The organism is Sphingomonas sp. Leaf22, from assembly GCF_001421715.1.
In the GTDB taxonomy this organism is placed as follows: Bacteria; Pseudomonadota; Alphaproteobacteria; order Sphingomonadales; family Sphingomonadaceae; genus Sphingomonas.
On record NZ_LMKP01000006.1, the window covers coordinates 102,355 to 127,659 of the forward strand.

The following is a 25,305-nucleotide window of genomic DNA, read 5'->3' on the forward strand; positions in this document are numbered from 1 at the left end:
CGGACGCCGGACGGACGGCAGCGAAATCCGTTATTGCAATGCCCGCAGCACCGGCAGGATCGACGCATAATCGTCGGTCCACGGCGCGGTATCGGTCACCGGCAGCGGTTCCCACGCACCGCCGCGCGCCAACAACTCGCCCAGCACGCTGGGATCGCGGGTCAAGGCGATCCAGACCGACCCGCTGTCGCCCGCCCCGCCGCCGACTGGTTGATAGGCCAGCTGCGCCGCCATCCATCCCGATGCCGTCCGCGCCACGACCGGGGCCAGATCGAGATAGCGGTTCGACACATGGACCAGCAGCAAGCCGCGCCGCCCCAGCACCCGGCCATAGGTATCGAACGCCTCCCGCGTCATCAGGTGCATCGGCACCGCATCCGACGAGAAGGCGTCGAGCGCCAGCAGGTCGAGGCTCCCCGCCGAAGCCTGCGATATGCTCAAGCGCGCATCGCCCAGCACGATCTGCGCGTCGGGTGCACAGCGGCGCAGGAAGGTGAAGGCTCCCGAATCGCGCGCGATCCGCACCACGACCGGATCGATCTCGTAGAACCGCCATTGCTGGCCCGGCTGCGCATAGCAGGCGAGCGTCCCGGTTCCGAGGCCGACGATGCCGATCCGGGCGTCGCGGCCATATAGCGCGGGGACGGCGCGCAAAGCCTCGCCCACCCCCGAATTGGGCACGTAATAGGTGGTCGGGGTTCGCTCGCGCGCGGGACTGCCGGTCAACTGGATACCGTGCAGGGTGGTGCCGTGCTGCAACTCGTTCACCCCCTCGCCGCGGGTGATCGTATAGACGCCGAAATAGCTCCGCGTCCGTGCCCCCGGTTCCAGCGACAGCTGGATCGCACGATAGCCGCCGAACAGGAACAGCGCGCCGGCCAGCGCAAAGACATAGGGCAGGCGCGATCCGATCGCGAACACCCCGACGATCGTGATCGCCAGGAACGCGATCGGCTCTGGCCTCGGCCCCAATAGCTCACCCGGATTGGCAAGGCCCAGCAGGATGAAGCCGGTAATCGCCACCAGCACACCGATCGTCAGTCGCCTGCCGCCCGCTGCCCATATCCGCTGCGTGACCGGCAGCAGGAACGGCAGCGGTGCCAGCGCCCCCGCGGCGAGGATCAGCAGCGGATATTCGTAACTCCAGTCGAACAGTACCGGTGCGATCAGCCCGGAAAACACCCCGCCCAGCGCTCCGCCGACCGACATCGCCAGATAGAATCCGGTCAGCCGCGCCGGTGCAGGGCGAAGCGCATACATCCGGGTATGCAGCGCCACCGACACCGCGAACAACAGAATCAGCGCCGCCAGCGCGCTCAACAGCGGATAGTCGTGATGCCCGCCGATCATCATCCCGCCAAAGACGAGGATGGTGATCGGCGCATAGCGGGTGATGGCTTCCGCCAGCCCGCGTCGATCCGCAAAGGCGACCGTGAAGCTCAACAGATACAGCCCCAGCGGCAATACCCAGAGCAGCGGCACCGCAACGATATCGGTCGTCAGAAAGGTCGAGGTCGCCAGCATCAACCCCGACGGCACCAGCGCGAGCACGATCCAGTGCAGCACGCGGCGCTTGTCCGGCGCATCGCCCGGATCGAGCGCCGCCACCTGTTCGCGCCGCTGCGGCAACAGCCATCCGCATGCCACGACCAGCAACGTCACCAGCGCATAGCCCGCGCTCCACCCCCAGCTTTGCGACCGGAGCGGCAGCAATGGCTCGACCAGCAGGGGATAGGCGATCAGCCCGGCGAAACTGCCGACATTCGACGCGGCATACAGCGCATAGGGATCACGCCCCGGACAGATGAACGCGAACCAGCGTTGCAGCAACGGTGCCTGTGCCGACACCGCAAAGAATAACGGCCCGATCGACGCCGCCAGCAGCCACGGTGCCCACAGCGCCGGCTCGATCCCGGAGGGCACCTGCGTCGCACTGACCCCGATCGGCAACCACACCGCCGCACACAGCAGCACCATCAGATGCACCGCCGCCTGCGCCTTCGGCATCAGCTTGCCGAGCAGATGGGCATAGGCATAGCCGCCCAGCAGCAGCGCCTGATAGACGAGCATCGCCGAGTTCCACACCGCCGGTGCGCCGCCCAGTTGCGGCAACGCCATCCGCGCGACCATCGGCTGGACGAGGAACAGCAGGAACGACCCGGTCAGGATCGTCGCAACGAAGATCCAGCGGATCGGCCATCCGGTAATACGCTCCGATACGATCACGGGCGGTTCTTCCAATAGGTGACGTGCCGCTTCAGCGGGCTGTCGTCGGACACGGTCGGGTGATCGAAATCCTGATCGACCGCGCGGAGCATGCCCAGTCGCTCCATCAACCCCCAGCTGCGGGTATTGGCGAGGACGGTGATCGCCCCGATCCGCTCGACGGGCAGGTTGGCGAACCCCCAGTCGAGGCTCGCCAACGCCGCTTCGCGCGCGAACCCCCTGCCCCAATGTTCCTTGCCGAAGCGCCAGCCGATCTCGACCTCGCCCTCCAGCGGCGTGCCCTCGGCACCAGGCTTCAATCCGCAAAAGCCCAGCATCTGCCCGCTGGCGCGTTCCTCGACCACCCAGAAGCAATAGCCATGCAGGTCGGCGAACCCATCCTGTCGCGCGATCGACGCATCGACTTCTTCGCAGGTCATCAATGTCGGGAAATAACGCATGACCTCCGGGTCGGAACAATGCGCGTAAAAGGTCGCGCGATCACGCTCCTGCCAGCGCCGCAGCACCAGCCGTTCGGTGTCGATCATGCCCCCAGCAACCGCGCCGCATGCGCCGCATGATAGGTCAGCACGCCCGAACATCCCGCCCGCTTGAACGCGAGCAGCGTTTCCAGCACCAGGGCATCGCGATCCGCCACCCCCGCCGCGACCCCCGCCTCGATCAGCGCATATTCGCCCGACACCTGATAGGCGAAGACCGGCACTTCGAACGCCGCCTTCACCCGCGTGATGATGTCGAGATAGGGCAGACCCGGCTTCACCATCACGCTGTCGGCACCCTCGGCGACGTCGAGCGCGACCTCGCGCAACGCTTCCTCGCTGTTCGCCGGGTCCATCTGATAGGTCTTCTTGTCCCCCTTCAGCAGCCCGCGCGATCCGACCGCGTCGCGGAACGGCCCATAAAAGGCGCTCGCATATTTGGCGGCATAGGCCATGATCTGGACGTTGACGTGCCCCGCCCCCTCCAGCGCGTCGCGGATCGCGCCGACCCGGCCGTCCATCATGTCCGACGGCGCGACGATATCGCTGCCCGCCTCCGCCTGTACGATCGCCTGTCGCACCAGTATGTCGGCGGTCGCGTCGTTCAGCACATAGCCGTTCACGTCGACGATCCCGTCATGGCCGTGCGCGGTATAGGGATCGAGCGCGACATCGGTCAGCACGCCGATATCGGGCACCGCATCCTTGATCGCCCGGATTGCACGACACATCAGATTGTCGGGATTGAGCGCTTCCGCTCCGTCCTCGCTGCGCAACGCCGGCGGCGTGTTCGGGAACAGCGCGACCACCGGTATGCCGAGGTCCCGCGCTTCCCGCGCCCGATCGACGATACCGTTCAGGTTCCAGCGCGATACCCCCGGCAACGCCGCTATCGGCTCGCCCTCTCCCTCGGTCACGAACAGCGGCCAGATCAGGTCGGCGGGGGTCAGGACCGTCTCGGCATGAAGGCGGCGGCTCCAGCCGGAGGCGCGGGTGCGGCGCAGGCGCAGTGCGGGATAAGCAGCGGACATGGCGCGACTTGTGGGCCAACCCTGCCAGTCGATCAACCCAAAGTCGCGTGGGTCCATTTTCGTTACGGAGCGTTACCGACCGCATGACGCAGATCCGCTCCGCCGCCATGATCGTCAATGCCCGGTCACGCAGCGGGCAGGACCAGTTCGCGCAGGCGTGCAGCGCGATGCAGGGCATGCCGTTCGAGGTCGACGCCCATGCGGTCGAAAACCCGGACGACCTCGTGCCGACGCTGGAGCGAGCGCTGGAACGCAAACCCGATCTGGTGATCTTGGGCGGCGGCGACGGTACGATCAGCAGTCTGGTCGACCATCTGCTCGGCCATGACGTTATCTTGGGGGTGCTCCCGTTCGGCACCGCCAACAGTTTTTGCCGCACGCTCGGCATTCCGCTGGACATTCCAGGCGCGGTCGAGGTGCTCAAGACCGGCCGCCCGCGCCGCATCGACCTTGGCATGGTCGACGGCGATTATTTCGCGAATTGTGCCGCGATCGGCCTGTCGCCGCAGATCGCGCAAACCGTCCCGCACGGCGTCAAGAAGCTGTTCGGCCGCGTAGGATATCTGGCGTGGGCGACGCTGCAATTCGTCAAGTTCCAGCCATTCCAGTTGATCGTCGGCGAGGGACCGAACGCCAAGCGGATGACCGCGACCGAGGTCCGCATTTCCAACGGCCGCTTCCATGGCGGCACCGAACTGGTCGAGGAAGCGCGGCTCGACAGCGGCGAGATCATCGTTCAGGTCGTGTGCGGCAAGGGCAAGCGCAGCCTCGTGCGCAACTGGGCCGCCGGCTTCTTCCGCCTCGATTCCCGCCGCGTCGATACGGTGACCTTTCACGGCCAGTCGCTGCGCATCGAAACCGTGCCGCCGCTGCCGATCTCGATCGACGGAGAGGTGCTGGCCAAGACGCCGGTCATGGCCAAGGTCGCGGCGGGGATCATTGAGGTAATGGCGCCGATCGAACCATAACGTCGTTCCCGCGCTGGCGGCGACCCATAAACGCTGACGCCCGCGACATACCCGAAGCGTTGCGTCTATGAATTCCCACCTTCGCAGGAATGACGAAACAGTACCTTAGAAAAACGTCGTCATTCCGGCGAAGGCCGGAATCCATTGTGTCGGGTGCTCACGACAAAAACGGCGCCGTTACCCCATCTATGGATTCCGACCTGCATCGGAAGAACGAAGCGTTACCCCAGCCGCCCCAGCGCCGCATGCAACCGCGCCGCCTCGGCCATCTTGTCATTATGGTCCGCCCGCGCCTTCTCGACCGCTTCGGGCTTGGCGCGCTCGACGAAGCTCGCATTGCCCAGCCGACCGGCCAGCGCATCGCGCTCCTTCTCCGCCGCCGCGATCGCCTTGGTCAGGCGCGCGCGTTCGGCGTCCAGATCGATGACATCGCCCAGCGGCAGGACGAAGGTCGCTTCGTCCACCACGATCTGCAACGCCCCGCCCGCCGGCGCATCGCCGGCCACGGCATCGACCCGCGCCAGCCGCGCCAGCACCGCGCCCTGTCGCGCCAGCCGCTCGACCGTCTCGCCCGACGCATCGCGAACATGCAGCGGCAGCCGCGCCCCCGGCGGCACGTTCAGCTCGGTCCGCGCCGCCCGGATTTCACTGACCAGCCGGATCAGCCAGTCGATCTCCGCCCGCGCCGCCGGATCGATCGCCCGCGCGTCGGCCATCGGCCAGTGCGCGACGATCAGGTCGCTCGAACGCTCGCCGAGCGCATGCCACAGTTCCTCGGTGATGAACGGCATGAACGGGTGCAGCATCACCAAAATCTGGTCGAGCACCCAGCCCGCGACCGCCCGCGTTTCCTCGCCCCCCTCGGCCCCACCCTGCAGCACCGGCTTGATGAGTTCGAGATACCAGTCGCAAAACCGGCTCCACGTGAACTGATAGATGGTGTTCGCCGCCCCGTCGAAGCGCAGATCGGCCAGCGCAAGGTCGAGCGCCTGGACCGTCTCGATCGTCTCGGCGATGATCCAGCGATTGACCGCCAGCTCGGCCTTGGGTGGCTCGATCGTTGCCGACGCCCCGATGCCGTTGGCCTGCGCAAAGCGGGTGGCGTTCCACAGCTTCGTCGCGAAGTTGCGATACCCCTCGACCCGCTTCTCATCCATCTTGATGTCGCGACCCTGGCTCTCCATCGCCGCCATGAAGAAGCGCAACGCATCGGCGCCATAGCGATCGATCAGCCCCAGCGGATCGACCGTATTGCCCTTCGACTTCGACATCTTCGCGCCATCGGCGGCGCGGACGAGGCCATGGAGGTACAGCGTCTTGAACGGCACCTCTTTCATGAAGTGGATGCCCTGCATCAACATCCGCGCGTCCCAGAAGAACAGGATGTCGAAGCCCGAGATCAGCACGTCGTTGCTGTAGCGACCACCCAGCGTCGGATCGCTATTCTCCGGCCAGCCGAGCGTCGCGAAAGGCCACAGCGCCGAGGAGAACCACGTGTCGAGCACGTCGGGGTCCTGCCAAAGTACCGGTTGCGCGGGACGGTCTTCGCTCGGAGCAAGCAAAATTTCGTCGAAAGCATCTTCGGGCGAAGCTCCGATCCGTGCTTCGACTCCGTAATATTCGGCAGCAGCTGCCAGTGCGGCAGCTTCGGATTCCTCTACGAAAACCTTGTAATCGGCTTGAAGATTGGTCGCACCGTTACCCTTGATCTCGACGCCGATACGCCCGTTTTCATGTCGCTTGGGCCCAAACCACGCCGGGATACGATGCCCCCACCACAACTGGCGCGACACGCACCATGGCTGGATATTCTCCATCCAGTTGAAATAGGTCTTTTCCCAAGACTTCGGCACGATCTTGACCGCGCCAGACCGGACCGCCTCGATCGCGGGCTGCGCCAGCGTCTTGGCATCGACATACCATTGGTCGGTCAGCCACGGTTCGATCACCACGCCCGAACGGTCGCCGAACGGCGTCTGGATGGTGCGCGGTTCGGCATCGTGCTCGACACCGTCCTTGTCGACGTGCGGGATCAGGACGCCTTCGTCCTTCAGCCGCGCGACGACCGCCTTGCGGGCATCGGCGCTAGACAGGCCGAGGAAAGCGTCGGGGATCAGCCTGTCGGCGGTTTGCACGATATTCGCCCTGGCATCGAGCATGTTGAGCATGTCGCGCGCCTCGATCCCGGCGCGACGGCCGACCTCGAAATCGTTGAAGTCGTGGCCGGGCGTGATCTTCACCGCGCCCGATCCGAGTTCGGGGTCGGCATGTTCGTCGGCCACGATCGGGATGAGACGCCCGGTAATCGGCAGGCGTACCTGCTTGCCGATCAGCGCGGTATAGCGTGCGTCGTCGGGATGCACCGCGACGGCCATGTCGGCCAGCATCGTTTCGGGCCGCGTCGTCGCCACCTCGATAAAACCCGATCCGTCCGCCAACGGGTAGCGCAAGCGCCAGAAATTGCCCCTGACTTCGCGCGTCTCGACCTCGAGATCGCTGATCGCGGTGCCGAGACCCGGGTCCCAGTTCACCAACCGCTTGTCGCGGTACAGCAGCCCCTCGCGATGCAGCTGCACGAACACCTTCAGGACGGCGGCCGAAAAGCCTTCGTCCATGGTGAAGCGTTCATTGGCCCAGTCCATCGAACAGCCGAGCCGCCGCAACTGCCCGGTGATCTGCCCGCCGCTCTCGGCCTTCCATTCCCAGACCTTGGCGACGAAATCGTCACGCGAAAAATCGGTGCGCTTCTGCTGTTGCTGCGCCATCTGGCGTTCGACGACCATCTGCGTCGCGATGCCGGCATGGTCGGTGCCGACGACCCAGCGGGCATCCTTGCCCTGCAACCGGGCATGGCGGACCAGAATGTCCTGCAATGTGTTGTCGAGCGCGTGGCCGATATGCAGGCTGCCGGTGACGTTGGGCGGCGGATTGACGATCGTCCACGGCGTCGCGTTCGGCCGATCGGGCCGGAACAGGCCGTCCTGTTCCCAGTGGGCATACCAGCGCGCTTCGATGGCGGCGGGATCGAAAGTCTTGGGCAGTTCGCTCATCGCCGTCGCATGGCGCGGATGCGACGGCGTTGCAAGAGAGCGGCGCTATTCGCGTCCGCTGATCCGGGCGATCTCCCGCGCCACCATCGCCTCGACGATGCCGGGCAGCTTTGCGTCCAGCCATTCGCGCAGCATCGGGCGCAGCATCTCGCGCACCATCCCTTCGAGCGAATCGGCACCCGGCGTTTCGGGCTTCACCAACATCCGCGACAACTGGTCAAGCGCGCCGCGACTCGCCTCGGCGGCGCGGTCGGATACGATCGATGCGTCGATCTTGCCGGGTGCGGGCGCTGCTGGCATCGGTTCGGGCTCGGCTTCCATGCGAGGTTCGGGGGCGCGCGGCCGTTCGGCGCGCGGTGCGTCGACACGGGGCTGTTCGACCCGTGCCTGTTCCATGCGCGGCGGCGGTGGCGGCGCTGCAACGCTCTGATTCAGTTCGAGAATTTCGTCGCCGTCGTCGAGGTCGCGTGCCTGCGCCGTGCGGATCGACTTGCGACCGCGCAACGCCTGGGCCGATCCTTCGCCCTCTTCGGCGATGATCCGCTTGATCGAGGACAGGATGTCCTCCATCGACGTTTCGTTGCTGATATCGCCCATCGCAACCCTCATTCGTTCCGCCCCTTGAACGCCTAGCCTTCGGGGTTGATCCGCGGCGTGTCAACGCCTTGCGTTCCCCGAGCGGCTCCCCCCTGCCGATTAGGGGCATCGATGCCCTGCGTCGGCGTATAGGGATTGGGCGTCCGCTGCAATGCGGGATCGAGTTCGCGGGTCACCACCGGCGTCTGTGCCGGGGTGTTGACCGTGCTGGGCGCGATCGGCACCGGCGCGGGATCGTCGCTCCAGTCCCAGATGCGGTTGCGCACCCGGTCGTAATTCGCGACCGGATCGTACAGCGCCCCGCCGTCGAGGCCCAGATCGCGTGCCTCCGCCCGACCCATCGCCGCCAGCAATGCGAAGCCGGCGACATAGGCGTCCCGCCGCGCCGAAACCAACTGCACCTGTGAATTGAGCAATTCCTGCTCGGCATTCAGGATGTCGAGGATCGTCCGGGTGCCGACGCTGTTCTCGGCGCGGACACCCTCCAGCGACAGGCGGTTGGCCTGTACCTGCACTTCCGACGATTCGATCACCCGCAGCGCCGATTGCCATGCGGCGAACGCCGATCGCGCATCGGACACGACCGACCGTTCGACCTGCGTCACCTGCTCGATCGCGGCGCCTTCCAACGCCTGCGCGCGACGGATTTGCGCGCTTGGCCGTCCGCTCTGGAACAGCGGCAGGCTGAACTGCACGCCGGCCTGCGCCTGTCCGCCATCCTGTTGCAGGACGATGCCATCCACCGCCTGCGCCGACCCGAGGAAGCTGGTATAGCTCCCCCCGGCAATCGCGCTCACCGTCGGCAGCCGGTTGGCGCGGGCGACGCGCACGTCGAACCCGGCGGCATCGCTGCTGCGCCGTGCCGCGATCAGCGCCGGATTGTTCGATACCGCCACCCCGACCGCACCGTTGGGATCGGCGGGCAGATTGGGCAGCGCGGGCGGCGCGTCGAGCGTTCCCGCCGGCGTGCCGGTGGTCGCGACATAGTTTTCGCGGCTCTGGATCAGCGACGCTTCGGCATTGCGCAGCTGCGCCTGCGCCGATGCCAGCCGCGCCTCGGACTGGGCGACGTCGGTGCGGGTCAGGTCGCCGACCTGGAACCGGTCCTGCGACGCCTGGAGGTTGACTTCGAGCACGCGGACATTCTGCTGGTTCAGCCGGACGATCGCCTCGTCGCGGATCACGTCGTTATACGCGGCGACGACCAGCGTGAAGACATTGGCCTCGGTGCTGCGCAGGTTGGCGCGACCCGCCTCGACCCGGGCATCGGCCGCCCGCACCCCGTTGCGGATCGATCCGCCCGCGTAGAGCGACTGGCTGACGTTCAGCTGGACGTTGCCGGTGCGCGGTGCCTGCGTGAACCCGCGGCTCGCGGGGTTCAGGATATTTTCGATGACCTGACCCTGCGTGACGACCTGCGGCAGCCCCTGCGAACGGGTGATCGGCACCGTTTCGTCGGTCGCCCGCTGGTTGGCGCGCGCCTGCGTCAGCTGCGGATTGGTTGCATAGGCGCGTACCAACGCCTCCCGCAACGTCTCCCCACTCGCAGGGGACGCCAGCAATGCCAGCACCGCAACCCCGCCGATGAACTTCCCCCCCCGCATCTTTTTCCTACCTTGCGAATTGAAACGTCTTGGGCCGAGCGAAGCCCGGCAGCTCGACGCAGTCGAGATCGGCGAAGTCGACAAGCCCGAACCCGCCTTCGCTGCGCCGGCCGAGCGCCAGCCGCGTCACGCCACGATCGACCAGTCCGGTCGTCAGCCGTCCGCCGGGGGCAAGCTGATCGGCGATCGCATCGGGCACCGCATCGACCGCACCGTCGATGATGATGACGTCATAGGGCGCAGCCTCGACCCAGCCGGCATTCAGCGGCCCCTCGACCAGCGTGACCTTCGCATCGGCAATCGCATCGCGGGCCGAACCGGCCAGCCGGGCATCTTCCTCCAGCGCGACGACCGACGCCGCCAGCCGCGCCAGCACCGCCGCCGCATAGCCCATCGCCGCGCCGATCAGCAGCACGTGATCGGTCGGACGGATGTCGGCCGCGACCAGCAACCGGCCGGTAATCAGCGGCGGATTGATCGCGCGGCCGCCCCCCAGCGGCAATGGCGCGTCGCGATAGGCAAGCGCCGCCTGCGAAGCGGGCACGAAGGCTTCGCGCGGCACCTCGCCCATCGCGTCGACGACGCGTGGATCGCTGACGGCGCTGGTGCGAAGCTGGCTGACGACCATCGCATGGCGCATCGCTTCGAAATCGGGGCGGGTCTGGTTCGAATCGGTCATGGTGCAATCCTGTCGCACAACTGTTTTAGCCACGCAATACACATCGCATCGCGACCGCTGTCTATCGCGACGCGGTGCCCTCGCCAAGGACGGGGTGGCGTATAATTTCGGCGCATCCGACTTCTCGCACGGCGAATATAACGCTGCGAACGGAGCCTGTTTCGCCGAACGGTACCAATCAGAACCGCCTGATAGGGTCAGCTGCTTCGTGAGCGGTGCTCAGACAACGTACGCGCGGCGCGTGGCCGGCAACGGTCCTACTTTGGGAGGAGCGAGCAAAAATTTTATGTTATATCTTATGCGGGTAAGATACTGGCCACCGATCGAAGCGGGGGCTTAATGATTAAATATCGTCCGGATATTGATGGACTGCGAACGATTGCCGTTGGCGGCGTCGTGCTGTTTCACGCATTTCCGTGGTTGCTGTCCGGAGGATTCGTCGGTGTCGACGTGTTCTTCGTACTGTCGGGCTACCTGATCACTTCGATCATTTTCGGCGAGGCGCAGCGTGGCGATTTCTCCATCGCGCGCTTTTATGAGCGGCGGTTCCGGCGAATCCTGCCGGCGCTCGTTCTGGTGGCGTTGGCGACCACGGTCGCGGCGATCGTCATTCTTTCTCCTTCCGAACTCGACGATTATGGAAAAAGCCTGTTCGGAGTTGCCACCTTCACCGCCAATTTTGTCTTTTGGTGGGACACGGGATATTTCGCATCCGAGGCATTGGACAGACCGCTCCTACACACGTGGTCGTTGGCGGTCGAAGAACAATTCTATATCTTGTGGCCGCTGATCGTACCGATGCTGGCACGCCGGAAAAGCGCGCGCCCGCTGCGGGCGTTCGTGGTCGCAACCGTCATCGTATCGCTGCTACTGTCTATCGTCGGATTACAACTCTATCCCGAAGCGACCTTCTACATGCTGCCTACCCGCGCATGGGAACTCGGCCTTGGTGCGATGCTCGCGGTGCGCGCGATACCAGCAATTCGGACCGCGATGGTGCGTGAAACGGCCGCAATACTGGGTTTATTGCTGATCCTGGTACCGATGGTGATGTACAGCGAAGCGATGCCGTTCCCGGGGCTTGCTGCATTGCCACCGTGTTTGGGTGCCGTCCTGATCATCCACGCTGGCGATAAATCCTCTACGCTGGCCGGACGAGCATTATCGGTTGGGCCGGTGCTGTACGTCGGACTGATCTCCTACAGCCTATACCTGTGGCACTGGCCGTGGCTTGTACTGCCCCGCATCGCCTTGGGGCGTCCGTTAACGGCGATCGAGACGATCGCCGCAGTCGGCATGGCCTTCGTTCTTGCAATTCTGTCTACGAAGTTCGTCGAAGCACGGTTTCGTGGTCGCGGGGCTTGGCCCGTCAGTCGCGCTAAGGTTCTGGGAGCTAGCGCGGGGATAGCAGGCGTCCTGGCCGTAGCAGGAATGACGCTTGTGAAGACCGATGGCCTGCGGGCAATCAGCGGTCCCGCTGTTCAGGTCGCAGATCGCGCGAATGATGCTTTCAATCCGCGCCGTCCGAACTGCCATATGGAAAGAACGCCGGCTTCGAACGGAACATTGGGCCATGCTGACAAGTGTATCGCGGGCAGACCGGACGCGGTCACCGGGTATGATGTTCTACTCTGGGGAGATTCGCACGCCGATCATTTGATGCCCGGCCTCGCCAGCATGGCGAAGGAAGGCAATTTTGAAATCAGGCAGACCACTGCTTCGGGTTGCAGCCCGATACTGCGGTTTATCGCCTATATTCCAAAGTTGGCCCCTTGCACTGCGTCTTACCAAAACGCGTTGGAAGAAGCTGCCCGCCAGGCTGACATTGATACGGTGGTAGTAAGTTCGAGCTGGTCGGCGGTCCTAGCATCCTTAACCGCGACGACCGCCAACAATGATCCCGAGCTTGCGGAACGGCAGTTCGCAGACGGGTTGCGGTATATTGTACGATGGATTCACAGCGAGATACCGAAAGCGCGGATCGTTTTCGTAGGATCGACGCCCGATTACGACCTTTCGTTGCCGAAATGCTTCGCCCGGGCTGCCAAAGTCGGATTCGGTGACAGCGCGTGTGCGGCGCGCGAACCGAACGACCATATCTGGGGTCCAAAGGCGGACAAGATACTCGCAACTATGCGGGACAACGGCGTCACGGTCGTTCTGCCGCGGTCGGCGTTTTGTAAGGGTGATATTTGCAAGACCCGACAGGATGGCCATATCCTGTATTATGACGATGATCATCTTTCGATAGATGGGTCGAAGATCGTTGCGCGACCTATCATGGCGGCGATACGATCCTAGCTCCGCCACGGTTGCGATGCGACGCTACGATTGGTCCAGAAGCAAAATTACGCGATATTCGCTCAAGTTCATCCATGGCGCTGACCTAGGTAATTGGTATCGGCGCTGTTACGTAGCGCGACTACCTATTGCCGCGCGCCGCGTCATGCCGCCGTCGGGCAACGTTTCCGAAGTGGGCGCGCAAACATCGATCAAATCGGGCGATCGCCGGGTTGACGTGGAATGAAATCCAACGCAAACGGCCGCTCCACCGTATCGAGGCGCGATGGCGGAGTGGTGACGCAGAGGACTGCAAATCCTTGCACCCGGGTTCGATTCCCGGTCGCGCCTCCAGGGTCGGCAATGGCCGGCCCGGTCGGGAAACCCGGTAAATTCGGCATGATCTGCGTTCCGGTCGAGGGTTGACCGGCGATGCTGCGTAGCATTCCTGCGTAAGGGTGGAATGGATGCCATGATCGACGATCTCGACCAATCGCTGCGCCGGCTGTCGGACGTCACCGACGATCCGCGCCTCGACGCGCTCGCCCCGGCCGTGTTCGCGCGGGTGCGGGCGGATGGTGCCGCGCGCGCGGCGGGCTTGCGGCTGGCGGGGGTCGCCGCGATCGGAGCGGTGACCATGGGGCTGATCGCCGCCGATCCGATCCCGCGTCCGCAGCCCGCGGCGACCTTTGCCGACGACCTCGCGCTCGCGCCCTCGACGCTGCTGGCCGGTCGATGAGCCGGACCCGGTGGACGGTGCTGGTCGCCATCGTCGCGTTTCTCGCGGCGCTGGGCGGGGTGCTGGCCGGTCGCTTGATCGGTGATCGTCCTGCGACGGCGCACGGCGGTGAACTTCATGCCCTGCTGCATGACGACATGCAGTTGACGCCCGGGCAGATGCGCCGGCTCGACGCGCTGGAGGCGGAGTATGCGACGCGGCGTGCGGCGTTGCAGGCGCAGATGCGCGCCGACAATGCCCGGCTGGCACAGGCGATCGCCGCCGAGCAGGATGACGGCCCGCGCGTCGCCGCGGCAGTCGATGCGTCGCACCGGACGATGGGGACGTTGCAGAAAGCCACGCTCGCGCATGTCTTCGCGATGCGGCGACTGCTGCGTCCCGATCAGACCCCGGCGTTCGACCGGGCGGTGGCACGCGCGCTCACCCACCCGGCGCAGTGACCGCGGCCGATCCCGGCCCCGATGACGGCGAACTGGCGGCAAAGGCACTGGCCGGCAGCGAAACCGCTTTCGCATCGCTGATGCAGCGTCATCGCAGCCGGGTGTATCGCCTGATCCTGAACAGCGTCGGCGATCCCGACGAGGCGCTCGATCTGGTGCAGGAGACGTTCCTGTCCGCCTATCGCGCGCTCGGTCGCTATGACGGAACGCGCCCGATGGCGGCGTGGCTGGCGACGATCGCGCTGAACAAGTGCCGCGATCTGGCGCGGCGGCGGGCGCTGCGGCGCTTCTTCTTCGGCGCACGATCGGTCGACGAGCTGGCCGATACGATCGCGACGAACGATCCCGATCAGGCGAAGGCCGCCGAACAGCGACAGGAAACCGCCCGGCTGCGCGCGGCGATCGCGATGCTGCCCGCCGCGCTCCGCGAACCGTTGTTGCTGTGTACGGTCGAGGAAATGCGCCAGTCCGACGCCGCCGAGTTGCTCGGCATATCGACCAAGGCGGTCGAGACCCGCATCCGGCGCGCCCGCATCAAGCTGAACGAATTGCTGGCCGGTTGAGGGGGCGGTGCCCGTGCTGCGTATGACCGGATGGATGACGAGGATGTTTGCATGACGACGACGATCGATCGCCGCCGGTTGTTACGCGGCGCGGCGCTGGGCGGCGGCGCGATGACGCTGGGCGCATGGACACCGCTTGGCGCACGACAGGCGACGAACGGCCCGGTGGTGTCTGGCGACCTGATCGAACTGCGGATCGGCCGGATCAACCGCCTGGTCGATGGCCGCCCGTCGCGCAGCATCGGCATCAACGGCATGTCCCCCGCCCCGCTGATCCGCCTGCGCGAGGGGCAGCGCGCGCGGATCCGCGTCGTCAACGACCTCGACGTCGAAACCTCGCTGCACTGGCACGGGCTGCTGGTGCCGTTCCAGTATGACGGCGTGCCCGGTATTTCCTTTCCCGGCATTCCGGCGGGACAGAGCTTTCTGTACGATTTCCCGGTCCGGCAGAACGGGACCTATTGGTATCACAGCCATTCGGGCGGGCAGGAACAGGCCGGACTTTACGGCCCGATCGTCATCGACCCCGCCGCCGCCGATCCCGTCGCCTTCGACCGCGAGCATGTGATCGTCCTGTCCGACCATAGCCGGTCGAGCCCGGCGACGATTTTTCGCCGGATGAAACTGCAACCGGGCTATTATAATTTCCAGCGGCAGACGCTGGCCGGATTGCTCGCGGGTCGCGACCAGCCCGCCAAGGATCGCGCCGAATGGGGCAAGATGCGGATGGACCCCGCCGACATCGCCGACGCGACCGGCGCGACCTATACCTATCTGGTCAACGGCCATGGCCCGGTCGACAACTGGACCGGCGCGTTCACGCCGGGCGAGCGGGTGCGGTTGCGGATCGTCAATGCCTCCGCGATGACGACGTTCAACGTGCGCATCCCCGGCCTGCCGCTGACGATCGTCCAGTCCGACGGGCTGAACGTGGAGCCGGTGACGGTCGACGAGTTCCAGATCGGCGTCGCCGAAACCTATGACGCGATCGTCATCCCCGGCGACGCTGCCTATACGCTGGTCGGGGAAAGCGTCGACCGATCGGGCATGGCCCGCGCGACGCTCACCCCCCGCCCCGGCCTGACAGCGCCGGTCCCGCCGCTGCGAGCCCGCCCGCTTGCAACCATGACCGACATGGGCATGGGCGGCATGGGCCATGAAGACAAAGCCGGTGCCCCCGACCCGACCATCGAAAAGAACGCCTCTGCCCGCCTCGCCACGCAGCAGGGTGCACCCGCATCGGCCGCACCCGCCCCGGATCACGCCGCGATGGGCCATGGCGACGCGATGGGCGGCATGGCGGGAATGGAGGGCATGGGCGAGATGAAGCACGGCATGCGCGACTTCGCGAACGCCCCCGGCGTCGCCAAAACCCCCGGCGTGCAGACCATCTCCCCCATGGCCGCCGACCGCACCGACTATCCGGGACAGGGGCTGGAGGATGTCGGCCACCGCGTGCTGACCTATCGCCAGCTGCGCTCGCTCGACCGCAATCCCGACGTCCGCGCGCCGGGTCGCCAGATCGACATCCACCTGACCGGCAATATGGAACGCTTCATGTGGGGGTTCGACGGCAAGCGCATGGTCGACACCCACGAACCCTTTGCTTTTGCCGAAGGGGAGCGGGTTCGCATCAACCTGATCAACGACACGATGATGGCGCATCCGATCCATCTGCACGGCCATTTCTTCGAGCTTGTCACCGGGCATGGCGACCATAGTCCCCGCAAGCATACGGTGCTGGTGCAACCAGGCGGGATCGTCAGCCTCGACCTGACCGCCGATGCGGTCGGCGACTGGGCGTTCCATTGCCATATGCTCTACCACATGCTCGCCGGCATGATGCGCGTCGTCTCGGTCCGTCCGCAGGGAGCCGCCGCATGATCCGCACCCTAGCCACGCTGCTCGCGCTCGCCGCTGCCACCCCTGCCGTCGCGCAGGACCATAGCCATATGGACCATATGCAGATGCCCCCCGCGGCACCTGCACAACCCAAGGCGCAACCTGCCGAGAAGCCCTCCGAACCCGCCGCCCCCGCCGAAGCGCCCGAACCGACCGGCACCGACCAGTCGCCCGGCAGCGCGCCGCCCCCGCCGGTGCCGATGCCGCATTACGCCGACCGCGTCTGGGGCGGCGACGTCATGGCCCGGTCGCGTGATGCGATGATGGCTGAGGAAGGTGGCGGCCAGCGCTTCGCCCAACTCCTGCTCGACCGTGCCGAGTGGAAGGACGGCGGCTATGCCTGGGAAGGCGAAGGCTGGTATGGCGGCGACATCCACCGCTTGGTCGTAAAAAGCGAGGGCGAAGGCGGCGACCGTCTCGACGCCGCCGAGGTGCAGGCGCTCTATTCGCGCGCGATCAATCCCTATTTCAACCTGCAGGCCGGCATCCGGCAGGACATCCGCCCCACCCCGGCCCGCACCTATGTCACGGTCGGGGTCGAGGGCCTCGCCCCCTATTGGTTCGAACTGAACGCCGCCGTGTTCCTCTCGACCAAAGGCGAATTGCTCGGCCGGATCGAGGGCTATTACGATCAGCGCCTCACCCAGCGGCTGATCCTGCAACCGCGCGCCGAACTGAACCTGTCGGCGCAGGATATCCCCGAGACCGGCACCGGATCGGGGCTGACCAACGCCGAACTCGGCCTGCGCCTGCGGTACGAGATCGCCCGCGAATTCGCACCCTATGTCGGGGTGAACTGGGAACGTCGCTTCGGCGATACCCGGCGTTTCGGCCGGGCGGCGGGCGACGATAGCGGCGGCATCGGTCTGGTCGCCGGCATCCGTGCATGGTTTTAACCACGCGCATTCGTCGCTAGAGCCCCCCGATCAACAGGGGAAAAGTCGATGCCGGTTTCCGACGCCGCGGGGTCGCCCGCCTATGTGCTGACGCTGTCGTGCGCCGACCGCGTCGGGATCGTTGCGGCGGTCAGCGGGCATCTGGCGCGGATCGACGGCTTCATCCTCGACAGCCAGCAATATGCCGATCTGGAGGCCGGACGTTTCTTCATGCGGGTGGAATTCGCCGGCGCCGGCCCCGCCTTTCCCATCGATCCCGATGCGCTGACGCAGGGGTTCGCCACGATAGGCGAAGACTTCGCGCTCGACTGGTCGATCGTCCCCCTTGCCGAGCGGATGCGCGTGCTGATCGCGGTGTCGAAGGGCAGCCATTGCCTCAACGACCTGCTCCATCGGTGGAAGACCGGCGACCTGCCGGTCGAGATCGTCGGCGTCGTTTCCAACCACCAGTCGCTGCGCGCGCTGACCGAATGGCACGGCGTACCGTTCCATCATCTGCCGATCGTCGACGGCGACCGGTTGGCACAGGAAGCGGCAATGCTGCGCGTGTTCGAACACTCCGATGCGCAACTGCTGGTGCTCGCTCGCTACATGCAGGTGTTGGGCAGCGACCTGTCGCAGCGGCTGGCCGGACGCTGCATCAACATCCATCACAGCTTCCTGCCGAGCTTCAAGGGCGCGCGCCCCTATGCCCGCGCGCACGACCGCGGCGTCAAGCTGATCGGCGCGACCGCCCATTACGTCACCGGCGATCTCGACGAAGGCCCGATCATCGAACAGGCGGTCGAACGCGTCGATCACCGCGACACCGAAGCCGACCTGATCCGCATCGGCCGCGATATCGAGGCGCAGGTGCTGGCCCGCGCCGTCCGCTGGGCAGCGGAACGGCGGGTGTTCCTGAACGGACACCGGACGGTGGTGTTTCGCTGATCTACTCCCTTCCCTGGTCAAGGGAAGGACGGGAGATGAGTCGGTTAGCTAGACGGGATCGACATTCAGTTCGCTGGGCCCAGGAATAGCGTTTTATCCTCTTTCGTCACTCCCGCGGAGGCGGGAGTCCATAGACGCCAGCGTCGCGGATCCAGCCAAACCGTCGGCGTCTATGGATTCCCGCCTGCGCGGGAATGACGAAATTTCGCGGATATCGCTGAATGTCTATCGGTCCTACGATGCGTAACCGCGCACCACGAACGGACCCGTCCCAACCCCTCCCTTGAGCAGGAAGGGGCCGAAATCACTCCCCGTCCGGCTTCGCCATGTTCGTGTGCATCTTCGCCAGCACGCTGTCGGGCGTGATATGGCTGATCGCCGCTTGCAGCTTGTTCTTCGCCCCCGACACGACATGCGCCGATCCGGCCATCACCGCGTCCCAGCCATTGCGCGCGGTCTTCGCCGGATCTTCCTTCGAATCGTCCTTGCCGACCGGCGTGTCCAGCATGCCGGCACGTTCGAAGAAGCGCGTATCGGTCGGCCCCGGCATCAGCACGGTGATCGTCACGCCGCTGTCCTTCAACTCCTCGCGCAGCGCATAGGCGAAGCTGTCGAGATACGCCTTGGTCGCGTTATACACCGCCTGATAGCTGCCGGGGATCAGCCCGGCGATCGATCCGGTAATCAGGATGCGCCCCTCGCCCCGCGCTGCCATCTCCCGCGCGACCTTCTGCAACAGGTACGTCGTGCCGGTCACGTTGGTGTCGATCACCCGTCGCCATGCCGACACCTCCTGTTCGATGAACGCATGGCCCAGACCACGCCCGGCATTGGCGATCAGCAGGTCGATCGGCCGCCCGGCCACCTCGTCGAGCAACCGGTCGTTGCCCTCGAACGTCGCCAGATCGGCTTCGACCGCCCGCACTGCGCCTGCGCCGAGGTCGCCGGCCGCCACCGTGATCTGCGGTTCGTCGGCGACGACGATCAGGTCATAGCCTTCGGCCCCGCGATCTTTGCCAGTTCATAGCCGATCCCGGTCGACGCGCCGGTGATGACCGCCAGCTTGTTCGCCATCATGCTTCTCCCGCCGCATCGGCCTTTGCCCAATCGGGCTTCAGCACGACCTTGGTGCAGACATTCTGTTCGTCATGGAATTTCCGGTATCCCTTGGGCGCATCCTCCAGCGCCATCCGGTCGGAGATCAGGAAGGTCGTATCGATCTTGTCCTCCATGATCGCGGTCAGCAGCGCCGGCAGGTACCGCTGGACATGCGTCTGCCCGGTCTTGAGCGTCAGCCCCTTCTCCATCAGCGCGCCGAACGGGAACTTGTCGATCATCCCGCCATAGACGCCGGGCACCGACACGCGACCGCCCTTGCGGCACGCCACGATCGCCTGTCGCAGCGCGTGCGGCCGATCGGTACCGAGGAAGGTCGATGCCTTGATCTGGTCGACGATATTGTCGACGAACAGGCCGTGGCTTTCGAGGCCGACGCTGTCGATCACCGCATCGGGACCGATCCCGCCGGTCATCGTCATCAGCGCATCATAGATATCGGTCTCCTCGAAATTGAGGACCTCCGCCCCCAGCCCCTTGGCGAGTTGCAGCCGGTGCGGAAAATGGTCGATCGCGATCACTCGGTGCGCGCCCATCAGCAATGCCGACTGGATTGCGAACAGCCCGACCGGACCACAGCCCCAGACCGCAACGATATCACCGTCCTCGATATCGGCATTTTCAGCCGCCATCCATCCGGTCGGCAGGATGTCGGACAAGAACAATACCTTGTCGTCCTCGATCCCGTCGGGGATGACGATCGGCCCGACATCGCTAAACGGCACGCGGACATATTCTGCCTGACCGCCGGGATAGCCGCCGGTCATGTGGCTGTAGCCGAACAGGCCGGGGGCGACCTGTCCCCACAGTTCCTGCGCGATATCCTGATTGTCGGCCGGGTTGCCGTTGTCGCAGCCCGAATATTGCTGTTTCGAACAATGATAGCAGCTGCCACAGGCGATCACGAAGGGCACGACGACGCGCTGCCCCTTCTGCAAGGTCGATTTGGGTCCCGTCTCGACCACCTCACCCATGAACTCATGGCCGAGGATATCGCCCGCCTGCATCGTCGGGATGTAGCCGTCATACAAATGCAGGTCGGACCCGCAAATCGCGGTCGACGTGATCTTGATGATCGCGTCGCGCGGGTTGATGATCTCGGGATCGGGGACGGTATCGACGCGGACGTCGTGCTTGCCGTGCCAGGTAAGTGCGCGCATCGCCGGCTCCTTGATTTACGATTTGGGTTCGCGGTTGGGTGGCGTGGTCGTCGCGATCTCGCCGGTTTCCATCAGCTGCTTGAAGCGGCGCAGGTCGCGCCGTGCCTGGATTGCCGGTTCCTGCTGCGTCACCTTGGCGACCAGCTTGCCCAGAATGCCGGCGGGCGGGGAGTAGGCGATCATCGCCGTCACCACCGTGCCGCGCCCCGGTGCCGCCTCATGAAACGATACCCAGCCGCTGTTCGGCACGTCGCTATTCTCCGCGCGCCAACCGATGCGTTCGTTCGCGACATCCTCCGTCACGACCGCGTCCCAGGCATAGCTGCCGTTCGGCCCGGCAGCGGTCCAGTGCGACCGCCGGTCGTCCTGCACCTCGATCGCCTCGACGTTCAGCATGAAGGTCGCGAGGTTCCCGAAGTCGCGCCAATAGGCATAGAGTTCGCTTGCCGGCCGGTTGATCGTCACGGCGACCCCCGATATCGACGACTCACCGTTCGGCGCGGCTTCCGCGCGTTTCGATTTGTCCTTGGCGGTAAAAGCGGGTGCGTCGTCCCGCATGATATCGCCGGGCTGTGGGCTGTCGACCATGGCCATGCTCTCCCGTCCGCCGGACCATCGGGTCCGGCCAGTTGATCCATGTTATGTTATTGATCGAATTACGCTTTTCGATCACGAAGCCACCAACCGCCATCGTCCGGCACTGTTCCGGTCGCCTGTGCTATTTCCCGTTCAACGGTACGGATTTGCAGACGGAGCGCACCGCGCTATGCGCTCGGCCATGCACGGTGCCCCGCTCACGCTTCACAATTCGCTGACCCGCAGCCTACAGCGGTTCGAACCGCTCGACCCGGCAAAGGGGGTGCGCGTCTATTCGTGCGGCCCGACCGTCTACAACTATGCCCATATCGGCAATCTGCGCGCCTATGTCTTCACCGACACGCTGAGCCGGGTGCTCCGGTGGAAGGGCTATCCGCTCACCCATGTCATCAACATCACCGATGTCGGCCATCTGACCTCCGACGCCGATGCCGGCGACGACAAGATGGAGGCGGCGGCGAAAGCCCGCGCCCAGTCGATCTGGGACATCGCCGCGCACTATACGCAAGCGTTCAAGGGCAATCTGCGCGACCTCAACATCGACGACCCGACCCGCTGGTCGGTGGCGACCGATCACATCGCCGAGATGATCGCCTTCGCCGAGCGGATCGCGCCCGAGCATTGCTACGAACTCGACAGCGGCCTCTATTTCGACAGCAGCACCGTGCCGAACTATGGCGCGCTGGCCGGTGGGCATGACGATGCCGGCGAAGGTCGCATCGATCCCGTCGCGGGCAAGCGCCATCCGCAGGACTTCGCCATCTGGCGCAAGACCCCGCCGGGCGAGACGCGCCAGATGGAATGGGACTCTCCCTGGGGCAAAGGCGCACCGGGCTGGCATCTCGAATGCTCGGTGATGAGCCTGAAATATCTGGGCGCACCGTTCGACATCCACACCGGCGGCATCGACCACCGCGAGATCCACCACCCGAACGAGATCGCGCAGAACCAGGCCTATTGCGGGTGCGCCGACAGCGGTGCCGCCTTCTGGATGCACAACAACTTCTTGGTCGAACGCTCTGGCAAAATGTCGAAGTCGAAGGGCGTGTTCACCACGCTCCAGACGCTGATCGACGGTGGCGTCCATCCGCTCGCCTATCGGATGATGTGTCTGTCGGCGCAGTATCGTTCCGAACTGGAATTTTCGGCCGACAATCTGGTCGCGGCGCTGACCCGGCTGAAGCGGCTGGCGATGACCGTCGTCGCCCTGCGCACCCGTGCTTCGGGCGAAGGCGATGTGACGAAGGCGGCGACCTATCGCGAGCGCCTCGATGCAGCGGTGTCCGACGACCTGAACACCCCGCGCGCGCTGCCGGTGCTCGACGAACTGCTCGCCGACAAGAAGCTGACGCCCGCCGACCGGCTGGCGGCGCTCGCCGATTTCGACGCGGTGCTGGGCCTCGGCCTCGCCACCCTCGAACGCGCCGACCTGCGCGTCCGTCCCGCCGGTGCGACCATCGACGCCGATGCGATCGAAGCCCGCCTGTCCGACCGCCGCGAAGCCCGCGCTGCCAAGGACTTCGCGACCAGCGACGCGATCCGCGACGAACTGACCGCTGCGGGCGTGGAGGTCATGGACGGCGACCCGCTGGGCTGGGACTGGCGACCGACGCTGGCGTAACGGCGCCCCAAACGTCATCCCAGCGAAGGCCGGGATCTCCCGGTTGCGAAGCGCCGCTCCTCGCCGCAGGAGGCCCCAGCCTTCGCCGGGGCGACGAAATGGCGTGCGCTAAGCCCTTGCTCCCGGCCCCGCTTCGCATTCATACCCGGCCCGCGAATCATCGGGGGACGATATGCGGGGACAGGTGCTGGGCGTCGATCGGAACGGACGCGAGGGGCGGATCGCCGGCGACGACGGACAGCGTTACTGGTTCGAGCCCGACGACTGGAGCGACCGCGTCGGCCCGGCGGTGGGCGCGCAGGTCGATTTCGAGGTATCGAACGGCCGCGCGCTGCGGATCTATCACGTGCCCGGCACCGTCGCGCCGGTCCCGGCGAACGACGATCGCCGCCGCCGCCCGCGCAAGGACAAGATCGCAGCGGTCCTGTTCGCCTTCTTCCTCGGCACGCTCGGCATCCATCGCTTCTACCTTGGCAAGACCGGGTCGGGCATCGTCATGCTGCTGCTGACCTGCACCGTCGTCGGCCTGGTCGTCACCGGCATCTGGGCGCTGATCGACGCGATCCGCTACCTCGTCATGGACCATGACGAGTTCCACCACCGCTACGGCTGATCGAAGCGGTCGATCGGACCCGCCAACCTTTCCTTCATTGCGCGGCCGACCGGTTTCGCGCATGGGAATTGCCCGAACCGACTTGATGGATACCGCATATGGCCGCCACCTGGGCCCCCGATAGCTGGACGACCGCCGAAGCGCGCCAGCTTCCCAACTATCCCAATGCGCAGGCGCTCGACGCGGCGACGGCACAGCTCGCCAACTATCCGCCGCTCGTCTTCGCCGGCGAAGCGCGCAGCCTGACCGCCGAGCTCGCCGAAGTGGCCGAAGGCCGCGCGTTCCTGTTGCAGGGCGGCGATTGCGCGGAAAGCTTTGCGGAATTCCATCCCAACTATATCCGCGACACGTTCCGCGTCATCCTCCAGATGGCGGTGGTCCTCACCTTCGCATCGAAGCTGCCGACGGTGAAGCTCGGTCGCATGGCCGGTCAGTTCGCCAAGCCGCGCTCGGCCGATACCGAGGTCGTCGACGGCGTCGAACTGCCCAGCTATCGCGGCGACAACATCAACGACATCGCCTTCACCCCCGAAGGCCGCATTCCCGATCCGCAGCGGATGATCCGGGCCTATTCGCAAGCGGCGGCGACGCTCAACCTGCTGCGCGCGTTTGCGACCGGCGGCTATGCCAACCTGCATCAAGTGCACCGCTGGACCCACGACTTCATGGGCCGCAGCCCGTGGGCGAAGAAATATGCCGACGTCGCCGACCGCATCGGCGAGGCACTCGACTTCATGGCCGCCTGCGGCATCGACGCCGACAGCGTGCCGCAATTGAAGGCGACCAGCTTCTACACCAGCCACGAAGCGCTGCTGCTCCCGTACGAACAGGCGCTGACCCGGCAGGATTCGCTGACCGGCGACTGGTACGACACGTCGGCCCACTTCCTGTGGATCGGTGACCGCACCCGTTTCGACGGGTCGGCGCATGTCGAATTCCTGCGCGGCATCGGCAATCCGATCGGCATCAAATGCGGCCCGACGCTCGAGCCCGACGCGCTGCTGCGGATGCTCGACACGCTCAACCCGAACCGCGTCGCGGGCCGGATGACGCTCATCACCCGCTATGGCCATGACAAGATCGAGGCAGGGCTGCCCGGGCTGATCCGCGCCGTTCAGCGCGAAGGGCATCCGGTGGTGTGGTCGTGCGACCCAATGCACGGCAACACGATCAAGGCGACGACCGGCTACAAGACGCGACCGTTCGACCGCATCCTCGCCGAAGTGCGCGGATTCTTCGCCGTCCACCGGGCGGAGGGCAGCCATGCCGGCGGCATCCATGCCGAAATGACCGGGCAGAACGTCACCGAATGCACCGGCGGCGCGATCGCGGTCACCGAACAGAGCCTCGCCGATCGCTACCACACCCACTGCGATCCGCGCCTGAACGCCGGTCAGAGCCTCGAACTCGCGTTCCTGCTTGCCGAGATGCTGAACGAGGAACTGTCCGAACGCCGCCGCGTCGCGGCGTAAGTCGCCCTGCCCGGTACTGCCCCGACCCGTCGCGCCGGACTTCATCGAGATTCCGAAAAAGTAGCAATCTGAGCCGCAAACTGGTCGTACCCTCGCGCAGGCGGGGGTACGGCAGGTGGCAGGAATCAGCGCGTTCGCAGAAGTCGGTCAGGCCCGGGGTGACGACGATTTTGTGCCAGATCGCCGGGCAGCCACGCAAACCGCTCGCTGCCCCCAATTCCCGCACAACCACCCCCTAGCCTCTTGCGCCCACACGCAATACAGCACGTCGGCAACGGGCACGCGCGCCGCCACCATGGCGCGCACGTCACACGACTGGCCCGGGTCGTTCCGCGATTCCGT

The 25,305-nt window shown here is 65.5% G+C and carries 20 protein-coding genes, 1 tRNA gene and 1 pseudogene; 12 read left to right on the top strand and 10 right to left on the bottom strand.

The window, feature by feature from the left end; translation table 11 throughout:
* Positions 1 to 30 precede the first annotated feature (30 nt).
* Genes ASE70_RS04615 through hemB form a run of 3 tightly spaced genes read right to left on the bottom strand, consistent with a single transcriptional unit; the run spans position 31 to position 3,736 of the window.
* Positions 31 to 2,226, bottom strand: a complete 2,196-nt coding sequence (locus tag ASE70_RS04615) for a spermidine synthase (RefSeq protein ID WP_235519607.1) — start codon at positions 2,224 to 2,226, stop codon at positions 31 to 33.
* Positions 2,223 to 2,753 carry a GNAT family N-acetyltransferase gene (locus tag ASE70_RS04620; RefSeq protein ID WP_056501878.1) on the bottom strand — a complete coding sequence of 177 codons (531 nt, stop codon included), beginning with the start codon at positions 2,751 to 2,753 and terminating at the stop codon, positions 2,223 to 2,225. The genes ASE70_RS04615 and ASE70_RS04620 overlap by 4 nt, the downstream gene beginning before the upstream one ends.
* A complete protein-coding gene (hemB, locus tag ASE70_RS04625) occupies positions 2,750 to 3,736 on the bottom strand; it encodes a porphobilinogen synthase (RefSeq protein ID WP_056501955.1) in 987 nt (328 codons plus the stop codon). Before hemB ends, ASE70_RS04620 begins: the two co-directional genes overlap by 4 nt.
* 83 nt (positions 3,737 to 3,819) lie before the next feature.
* Here hemB and ASE70_RS04630 point away from each other — a divergent pair, with 83 nt between their 5' ends.
* Positions 3,820 to 4,704, top strand: coding sequence for a diacylglycerol/lipid kinase family protein (locus tag ASE70_RS04630; RefSeq protein WP_056501880.1), 885 nt, complete (start codon positions 3,820 to 3,822; stop codon positions 4,702 to 4,704).
* A 221-nt stretch (positions 4,705 to 4,925) separates the two neighbouring features.
* Here the strand turns inward: ASE70_RS04630 and ASE70_RS04635 are convergent, their stop codons facing one another.
* Genes ASE70_RS04635 through ASE70_RS04650 form a run of 4 tightly spaced genes read right to left on the bottom strand, consistent with a single transcriptional unit; the run spans position 4,926 to position 10,634 of the window.
* Positions 4,926 to 7,754 (bottom strand): valine--tRNA ligase, encoded by a 2,829-nt coding sequence (locus ASE70_RS04635; RefSeq protein WP_056501882.1) that lies wholly within the window; start codon positions 7,752 to 7,754, stop codon positions 4,926 to 4,928.
* 45 nt (positions 7,755 to 7,799) lie between these two features.
* Entirely contained in the window at positions 7,800 to 8,351 is a 552-nt protein-coding gene (locus tag ASE70_RS04640; RefSeq protein WP_056501885.1) for a DUF2497 domain-containing protein, read from the bottom strand.
* 32 nt (positions 8,352 to 8,383) lie between these two features.
* Positions 8,384 to 9,955 (bottom strand): TolC family outer membrane protein, encoded by a 1,572-nt coding sequence (locus ASE70_RS04645; RefSeq protein ID WP_056501888.1) that lies wholly within the window; start codon positions 9,953 to 9,955, stop codon positions 8,384 to 8,386.
* Positions 9,956 to 9,962: 7 nt separating this feature from the next.
* Positions 9,963 to 10,634, bottom strand: coding sequence for a protein-L-isoaspartate O-methyltransferase family protein (locus tag ASE70_RS04650; RefSeq protein WP_056501891.1), 672 nt, complete (start codon positions 10,632 to 10,634; stop codon positions 9,963 to 9,965).
* 339 nt (positions 10,635 to 10,973) lie between these two features.
* Here ASE70_RS04650 and ASE70_RS04655 point away from each other — a divergent pair, with 339 nt between their 5' ends.
* From ASE70_RS04655 to purU, 8 genes are all read left to right on the top strand, one after another.
* Positions 10,974 to 12,935 carry an acyltransferase family protein gene (locus ASE70_RS04655; RefSeq protein WP_056399775.1) on the top strand — a complete coding sequence of 654 codons (1,962 nt, stop codon included), beginning with the start codon at positions 10,974 to 10,976 and terminating at the stop codon, positions 12,933 to 12,935.
* A gap of 259 nt (positions 12,936 to 13,194) precedes the next feature.
* Positions 13,195 to 13,268, top strand: a tRNA-Cys gene (locus tag ASE70_RS04660).
* A gap of 118 nt (positions 13,269 to 13,386) precedes the next feature.
* Entirely contained in the window at positions 13,387 to 13,653 is a 267-nt protein-coding gene (locus tag ASE70_RS04665; RefSeq protein WP_156355978.1) for a hypothetical protein, read from the top strand.
* Entirely contained in the window at positions 13,650 to 14,093 is a 444-nt protein-coding gene (locus ASE70_RS04670; protein WP_056501898.1) for a periplasmic heavy metal sensor, read from the top strand. The genes ASE70_RS04665 and ASE70_RS04670 overlap by 4 nt, the downstream gene beginning before the upstream one ends.
* On the top strand, positions 14,090 to 14,656 hold the full coding sequence (locus ASE70_RS04675; RefSeq protein WP_056501901.1) for an RNA polymerase sigma factor: 567 nt from the start codon (positions 14,090 to 14,092) through the stop codon (positions 14,654 to 14,656). Before ASE70_RS04670 ends, ASE70_RS04675 begins: the two co-directional genes overlap by 4 nt.
* Before the next feature lie 51 nt (positions 14,657 to 14,707).
* Positions 14,708 to 16,540, top strand: coding sequence for a copper resistance system multicopper oxidase (locus ASE70_RS04680; protein WP_056501906.1), 1,833 nt, complete (start codon positions 14,708 to 14,710; stop codon positions 16,538 to 16,540).
* A complete protein-coding gene (locus ASE70_RS04685) occupies positions 16,537 to 17,454 on the top strand; it encodes a copper resistance protein B (protein ID WP_056501908.1) in 918 nt (305 codons plus the stop codon). The genes ASE70_RS04680 and ASE70_RS04685 overlap by 4 nt, the downstream gene beginning before the upstream one ends.
* A gap of 48 nt (positions 17,455 to 17,502) precedes the next feature.
* Positions 17,503 to 18,384, top strand: a complete 882-nt coding sequence (purU, locus tag ASE70_RS04690; RefSeq protein WP_056501911.1) for a formyltetrahydrofolate deformylase — start codon at positions 17,503 to 17,505, stop codon at positions 18,382 to 18,384.
* Positions 18,385 to 18,688: 304 nt separating this feature from the next.
* On the opposite strand, the pseudogene ASE70_RS04695 reads toward purU, so the two are convergent.
* The 3 genes and pseudogenes from ASE70_RS04695 to ASE70_RS04705 all read right to left on the bottom strand — a co-directional run bounded on the left by ASE70_RS04695 (position 18,689) and on the right by ASE70_RS04705 (position 21,248).
* A pseudogene (locus tag ASE70_RS04695) lies at positions 18,689 to 19,458 on the bottom strand (SDR family NAD(P)-dependent oxidoreductase).
* Positions 19,458 to 20,660 (bottom strand): zinc-dependent alcohol dehydrogenase, encoded by a 1,203-nt coding sequence (locus ASE70_RS04700; RefSeq protein WP_056396490.1) that lies wholly within the window; start codon positions 20,658 to 20,660, stop codon positions 19,458 to 19,460. The pseudogene ASE70_RS04695 and the gene ASE70_RS04700 overlap by 1 nt, the downstream one beginning before the upstream one ends.
* 15 nt (positions 20,661 to 20,675) lie before the next feature.
* Positions 20,676 to 21,248 carry an SRPBCC family protein gene (locus ASE70_RS04705; protein WP_235512193.1) on the bottom strand — a complete coding sequence of 191 codons (573 nt, stop codon included), beginning with the start codon at positions 21,246 to 21,248 and terminating at the stop codon, positions 20,676 to 20,678.
* Positions 21,249 to 21,438: 190 nt separating this feature from the next.
* On the opposite strand from ASE70_RS04705, the gene cysS reads away from it, so the two are divergent.
* The 3 genes from cysS to ASE70_RS04720 all read left to right on the top strand — a co-directional run bounded on the left by cysS (position 21,439) and on the right by ASE70_RS04720 (position 24,963).
* On the top strand, positions 21,439 to 22,878 hold the full coding sequence (gene cysS / locus ASE70_RS04710; RefSeq protein ID WP_056501959.1) for a cysteine--tRNA ligase: 1,440 nt from the start codon (positions 21,439 to 21,441) through the stop codon (positions 22,876 to 22,878).
* 172 nt (positions 22,879 to 23,050) lie between these two features.
* The gene (locus ASE70_RS04715) at positions 23,051 to 23,491 is read left to right on the top strand and encodes a TM2 domain-containing protein (protein WP_056396493.1); all 441 of its coding nucleotides are present in this window, start codon (positions 23,051 to 23,053) and stop codon (positions 23,489 to 23,491) included.
* Positions 23,492 to 23,589: 98 nt separating this feature from the next.
* Positions 23,590 to 24,963, top strand: a complete 1,374-nt coding sequence (locus ASE70_RS04720; RefSeq protein WP_056501913.1) for a class II 3-deoxy-7-phosphoheptulonate synthase — start codon at positions 23,590 to 23,592, stop codon at positions 24,961 to 24,963.
* The last annotated feature ends 342 nt before the right edge of the window (positions 24,964 to 25,305 follow it).

Coding starts and splice junctions, on each gene's coding strand:
- ASE70_RS04705 (WP_235512193.1), bottom strand. CDS start 21,248: ATGGTCGACAGCCCACAGCCCGGCGATATCATGCGGGACGACGCACCC.
- ASE70_RS04640 (WP_056501885.1), bottom strand. CDS start 8,351: ATGGGCGATATCAGCAACGAAACGTCGATGGAGGACATCCTGTCCTCG.
- ASE70_RS04700 (WP_056396490.1), bottom strand. CDS start 20,660: ATGCGCGCACTTACCTGGCACGGCAAGCACGACGTCCGCGTCGATACC.
- hemB (WP_056501955.1), bottom strand. CDS start 3,736: ATGTCCGCTGCTTATCCCGCACTGCGCCTGCGCCGCACCCGCGCCTCC.
- ASE70_RS04650 (WP_056501891.1), bottom strand. CDS start 10,634: ATGACCGATTCGAACCAGACCCGCCCCGATTTCGAAGCGATGCGCCAT.
- cysS (WP_056501959.1), top strand. CDS start 21,439: ATGCACGGTGCCCCGCTCACGCTTCACAATTCGCTGACCCGCAGCCTA.
- ASE70_RS04620 (WP_056501878.1), bottom strand. CDS start 2,753: ATGATCGACACCGAACGGCTGGTGCTGCGGCGCTGGCAGGAGCGTGAT.
- ASE70_RS04680 (WP_056501906.1), top strand. CDS start 14,708: ATGACGACGACGATCGATCGCCGCCGGTTGTTACGCGGCGCGGCGCTG.
- ASE70_RS04720 (WP_056501913.1), top strand. CDS start 23,590: ATGGCCGCCACCTGGGCCCCCGATAGCTGGACGACCGCCGAAGCGCGC.
- ASE70_RS04670 (WP_056501898.1), top strand. CDS start 13,650: ATGAGCCGGACCCGGTGGACGGTGCTGGTCGCCATCGTCGCGTTTCTC.
- ASE70_RS04665 (WP_156355978.1), top strand. CDS start 13,387: ATGATCGACGATCTCGACCAATCGCTGCGCCGGCTGTCGGACGTCACC.
- ASE70_RS04715 (WP_056396493.1), top strand. CDS start 23,051: ATGCGGGGACAGGTGCTGGGCGTCGATCGGAACGGACGCGAGGGGCGG.
- ASE70_RS04635 (WP_056501882.1), bottom strand. CDS start 7,754: ATGAGCGAACTGCCCAAGACTTTCGATCCCGCCGCCATCGAAGCGCGC.
- ASE70_RS04655 (WP_056399775.1), top strand. CDS start 10,974: ATGATTAAATATCGTCCGGATATTGATGGACTGCGAACGATTGCCGTT.
- ASE70_RS04630 (WP_056501880.1), top strand. CDS start 3,820: ATGACGCAGATCCGCTCCGCCGCCATGATCGTCAATGCCCGGTCACGC.
- ASE70_RS04685 (WP_056501908.1), top strand. CDS start 16,537: ATGATCCGCACCCTAGCCACGCTGCTCGCGCTCGCCGCTGCCACCCCT.
- purU (WP_056501911.1), top strand. CDS start 17,503: ATGCCGGTTTCCGACGCCGCGGGGTCGCCCGCCTATGTGCTGACGCTG.
- ASE70_RS04645 (WP_056501888.1), bottom strand. CDS start 9,955: ATGCGGGGGGGGAAGTTCATCGGCGGGGTTGCGGTGCTGGCATTGCTG.